Source organism: Streptomyces sp. NPDC059679 (assembly GCF_042734105.1).
Lineage (GTDB): Bacteria > Actinomycetota > Actinomycetes > Streptomycetales > Streptomycetaceae > Streptomyces.
Genome location: NZ_JBHWES010000159.1, coordinates 1 through 5,189, shown reverse-complemented (window position 1 = coordinate 5,189; position 5,189 = coordinate 1). Strand labels below are relative to the sequence as shown.

1 protein-coding gene is annotated in these 5,189 nt (G+C 71.9%); it reads right to left on the bottom strand.

The genetic code is table 11. The features are described 5' to 3' along the window. Window positions 1-5,189: SDR family NAD(P)-dependent oxidoreductase (locus ACFV2X_RS55265; RefSeq protein WP_385631836.1), on the bottom strand; the 5,189-nt coding region annotated here is incomplete at both ends.

The window sequence follows — 5,189 nt, the reverse complement described above, 5'->3', positions numbered from 1 at the left end:
TCGACCTCCACCCGCGCCAGCAGACCGGCCGCCTGCCCACGCAGCGCCTCGGCCGTCTTCGCCGACACCACCCACGGCAGGGCAGCAGGGGCCACTGCAGAGCCGTCCTGGTCACCCGGGATCGGCTCGGCAGGCTGTGGTGCCTGCTCCAGGATGGCGTGCACATTGGTGCCGCTGACGCCGAACGCCGAGACACCGCCCCGGCGCGGGCGCCCGGTCTCCGGCCACTCCGCCGACTCGGTCAACAGCTCCACCGCACCCGCCGACCAGTCCACATGCGTGGACGGCGTGTCCACGTGCAGCGTCTTGGGCAGCACACCGTGCCGCAGCGCCATCACCATCTTGATCACACCGGCCACACCGGCCGCCAGCTGGGTGTGCCCCATGTTGGACTTGATGGAACCCAGCCGCAGCGGCAGCTCACGGTCCTGCCCATACGTGGCGAGCAGCGCCTGCGCCTCGATCGGGTCACCCAGCGTGGTCCCCGTACCATGCGCCTCCACAGCGTCCACATCCACGGGCGCAAGACCGGCGTTCGCCAGCGCCTGACGGATCACCCGCTGCTGCGACGGACCATTCGGCGCCGTCAGACCATTCGACGCGCCATCCTGGTTGACCGCCGAACCCCGGATGACGGCAAGCACCTCATGCCCGTTGCGCCGCGCGTCCGACAACCGCTCGAGCACCACCAGGCCCACGCCCTCCGACCAGCCCGTTCCGGCGGCCGAATCGGCGAACGGGCGGCAGCGGCTGTCCGGTGAGAGCCCGCCGTGCTGGTCGAACTCCCCGAAGGCCGCCGGGGTGGCCATCACCGTGACACCGCCCGCCAGCGCCAAGGAGCATTCGCCCGAGCGCAGCGACTGCGCCGCCAGGTGAATGGTGACCAGCGACGACGAACACGCGCTGTCCACCGTCAGCGCAGGGCCTTCGAGACCGAAGGTGTAGGACAGCCGCCCGGACGCGACGCTGGTCAGCAGGCCGGTCATCTGATGGCCGCGAGACTCCTCCGGCGGCACGTAGCCACCGTTGCCTGCGCCGATGAAGACACCGGTGTCGGTGCCGCGCAGGTCGGCCGGGTCGATGCCCGCGCGCTCGAAGACCTCCCACGAGGTCTCCAGCAGCAGCCGCTGTTGCGGATCCATCGCCAGCGCCTCACGCGGCGAAATCCCGAAGAAGCCCGCGTCGAACTCGGCGACGTCGTAGAGGAAGCCCCCCTCGAAGGCGAGGTCCCCGTAGACCTGCCAGCCGCGGTCCGTGGGGAGTTCGGCGATGGCGTCCCGGCCCTCGGCGACCAGTCGCCACAGGTCCTCGGGTGACCGGACGCCGCCCGGGTAGCGGCAGCTCATCCCGACGATCACGATCGGGTCGTCCGCAAGCCCCGAGGTGACGGCCGTCGGCAGGACCACCTCGCCGCGTTGGCCCACGAGCTCCGAGAGCAGATGCTCCGCGAGGACGATCGGAGTGGGGTAGTCGAAGACGAGTGTGGACGGCAGGCGCAGCCCGGTGGCCGTGTTCAGCCGGTTGCGCAGCTCGATGGCGGTCAGCGAGTCGAAGCCCAGCTCGCGGAACTCCTTGCGCGCCTCGACCGCCTCGGCCGAGGCATGTCCGAGGACCGCGGCCGCCTGGCCACGGATGATGTCCACCAGGACCGGTGCGCGCTCGGACTCCGCCACTCCCGCCAGCTGCCGGGTGAGCGCGGCCGCCGCGCCCGACGCGGGCACCGCTGCCGCTGCCGCCGCCCGGCGGGTGGTGCGGACCAGCCCGCGCAGCAGGCTCGGCACCTCGGGCTGCGCACGGAACGCGGCGAGGTCCAGACGTACGGGTGCCACCACCGGCTCGTCGCAGGACAGCGCCGCGTCGAAGAGGGCCATGCCCTCCTCGCCGTTGATCGGCGGCAGCCCGGCGGCGCTCATGCGCTGGATGTCGGCGTCGGTGAGCTTTCCGGTCATGCCGCTTTCATGGGCCCACAGGCCCCATACGAGGGACTGGCCGGCCAGCCCCGCCGCCCGGCGCCCGCGAGCCAGGGCGTCGAGGGCGGCGTTGGCGGCGGCGTAGTTGCCCTGACCCGCGTTGCCCATCACCCCGGCGAGCGAGGAGAACATCACGAAGGCGGCCAGGTCCAGGTCGCGGGTGAGCTCGTGCAGATGCGACGCCGCATCCACCTTCGGGCGCAGTACGGCACTCAGCCGCTGCGGCGTCAGCGCCCCCACCACACCGTCGTCCAGCACACCCGCCGCATGCACCACGGCGGTCAGCGGATGCTCTGCCGGAATCGACGCCAGCACCTCCGCCACCGCGTCCCGGTCGGCCACATCACACGCCACCACCGACACCTCGGCGCCCAGCTCCGCCAACTCCGCCCGCAACTCGGCCGCACCCGGGGCATCCAGCCCACGGCGGCTGGTGAGCAGCAGTCGACGCACTCCGTGCTTGGTCACCACATGCCGCGCCAGCACACTGCCCAGACCACCCGTACCCCCGGTGATCAGCACGGTGCCCTCGGGGTCCCACTCACGCGGCATGGTCAGCACGATCTTGCCCGTGTGCCTGGCCTGGCTCATGAACCGGAAGGCGTCCCGCGCCCGCCGCACATCCCACGCCGTCACCGGAAGCGGCCGCAGCGCACCCGCCTCGAACAGCTCCATCAGCTCGACCAGCATGCTCTGCAGACGATCGGGGCCCGCGTCGAGCAGGTCGAACCAGAGGTACGTCGCGTCGGTGAAGCTGTCGGCGTCGCGGATGTCCAGCTTGCCCATCTCGACGAACCGGCCGCCCGGGCGCAGGAGCCGCGCGGACGCGTCGATGAACTCACCCGCGAGCGAGTTCAGTACCACGTCCACGCCGCGCCCGCCGGTCACCTCGCGGAACCGCTCCTCGAAGTCCGTCGTACGGGAGGAAGCGATGTGGTCGTCCGGGATCCCCAGCGACCGCAACGCATCCCACTTGCCCTCACTCGCCGTCGCGAACACCTCAGCGCCCAGATGCCGCGCCAGCTGAATTGCCGCCATCCCCACACCACCGGCACCCGCATGCACCAGCACCGACTCGCCCGACGACAACCCCGCCAAATCCACCAGCCCGTAATACGCGGTCAGGTACGCGACCGGGACGGATGCGGCATCCTCGAACCGCCAGCCCTCCGGAATCCGGGTCACCGCCCGCTCAGCGGCCACCGCAAGGGGCCCGAAGGAGTTGTCGACCAGTCCCACCACTCGGTCGCCCACGCGCAGCCCGGTCACCTCGGGGCCGGTCTCCACGACCACACCGGACGCCTCGCTGCCGAGTGGCCCCACCTTGTCCTGGAAGGCGCCCAGCGCGTTGAGGCCGTTGAGAAGATCCCGGAAGTTGAGGCCGGCGGCCCGTACGGCCACCCGGATCTGTCCGGCGGCCAGCGGTTCGGCAGCCTCCGGGAAGCTGAGCAGTTCGAGGTTGTCCAGACTGCCCTTCTGCCGGCTGTCCAGCCGCCACGGCGTTCCGTCGGCCGGCGGCAGCAGCGAGCCGCGCGAGGTTACGGAGGCCAGTCGGCCGACGCATACGCCGCCGTCGCGCACCACGACCTGCGGCTCGCCGGACGCCAGCGCTGTCCGCACCTCGTCCGGGGAAGCGGCGTCCACGAGCACAAACCGTCCGGGGTTCTCGCTCTGGGCGCTGGACACCAGCCCCCAGACCGCCGCGGCCACCATGTCAGGCGACTCGACGGCGACGGCGTCGCGCAGGACGAAGACCAGTCGGGAGCCCTGGAGCCGTTCGTCGGCCAGCCAGTTCTGGATGAGCCGGAGCGCCCGCGCCGTCTCCTCGTGCACCGCTTCGGCCGCCGAGGAGGAGTCGGCCGGCTCCCAGGTGACCGTCGCCACCTCCGGCACCGTGGCCAGCGACGCCGGGTCCGTGGCCTGGTCCGCGGTCAGTTCCACGATGTCGAGTGCGCCGGACGCCGCCGTATCGACCTGGACAGGGACCCATTCCAGCCGGAACAGCGAATCCTGCTCACCGGCCCGGGCGCCGGCCAACTGTTCGGCCGACACCGGGCGCAGCACCAGCGAGTCCGCCGAGACCACCGGCGCGCCATCGGTGTCCACGGCCGCCAGCGAGACCGATTCCGCGTCGCACCGGGTCAGGCGTACGCGCAGCATGGAGGCGCCCGTGGCGTGCAGGGACACACCGCTCCAGGAGAAGGGCAGGCGTCCGCCCTCGGCGGCTTCGAGGTTCACGAACGACACCGCGTGCAGGGCCGCGTCCAGCAGGGCCGGATGCATCGCGAACGACTCGGCGTCGCCGCCCGTCTGCTCGGGGAGTGCCACCTCGGCGAACACCTCGTCGCCGCGCTGCCACACCGCCCGCAGCCCCTGGAAGAGCGGTCCATACGCGAACCCGCCGTCGGCGAGCCGCGCGTAGAAGTCCTCCATATCGGCCACGACCGCGCCTTCGGGCGGCCATACGGCTCCGTCGAACCGCGCCGTACGCTCCCCTTCGGCGAGCACACCGGTGGCATGGTGCGTCCACGGCTGCTCGGCGGCTTCGGCGGCGCGCGAGTACACGTTCACGGTGCGGCGGCCGGTCTCGTCCGGCGCCCCCACCCACAGCTGGATGGCGACGGCGTCGCGCTCCCCCAGGACCAGGGGTGCGAGCAGGGTGAGCTCGTCGACCAGGTCGCAGCCGACCTGGTCGCCGGCGCGGATCGCCAACTCCAGGAAGCCGGTGCCCGGGAAGAGCACCACACCGCCCACGGCGTGATCCGCCAGCCACGGATGCGACCGCAGCGACAGCCGGCCGGTGAACAGCACCCCGCCCGCATCGGCCAGCTCGACCGCGGCGCCGAGCAGCGGATGCCCGGCGGCCACCTGGCCCAGGCCGGTGACGTTGCCCACCCGCATGGAGGCGTTCGGCCAGTACAGCTCGTGCTGGAAGGCGTAGGTGGGCAGGTCGACGCGGTGGGCGCCGGTGTCCGCGAACACACTCGCCCAGTCGACGGCGCCACCACGGACGAAGACCTCCGCCAGCGAGGCCAGGAACCGGTCACTGCCACCCTGGTCCCGACGCAAAGTGCCCACGACCACAGCAGTCACATCGACGTCGTCGACCGTCTCCTGAACCCCGACCGTCAGTACGGGATGGGCGCTGATCTCGATGAACGCGCGGTGGCGCCGGGCCAGCAGCTCCCGTACGGCGGGCTCGAAGCCAACCGTCTGCCG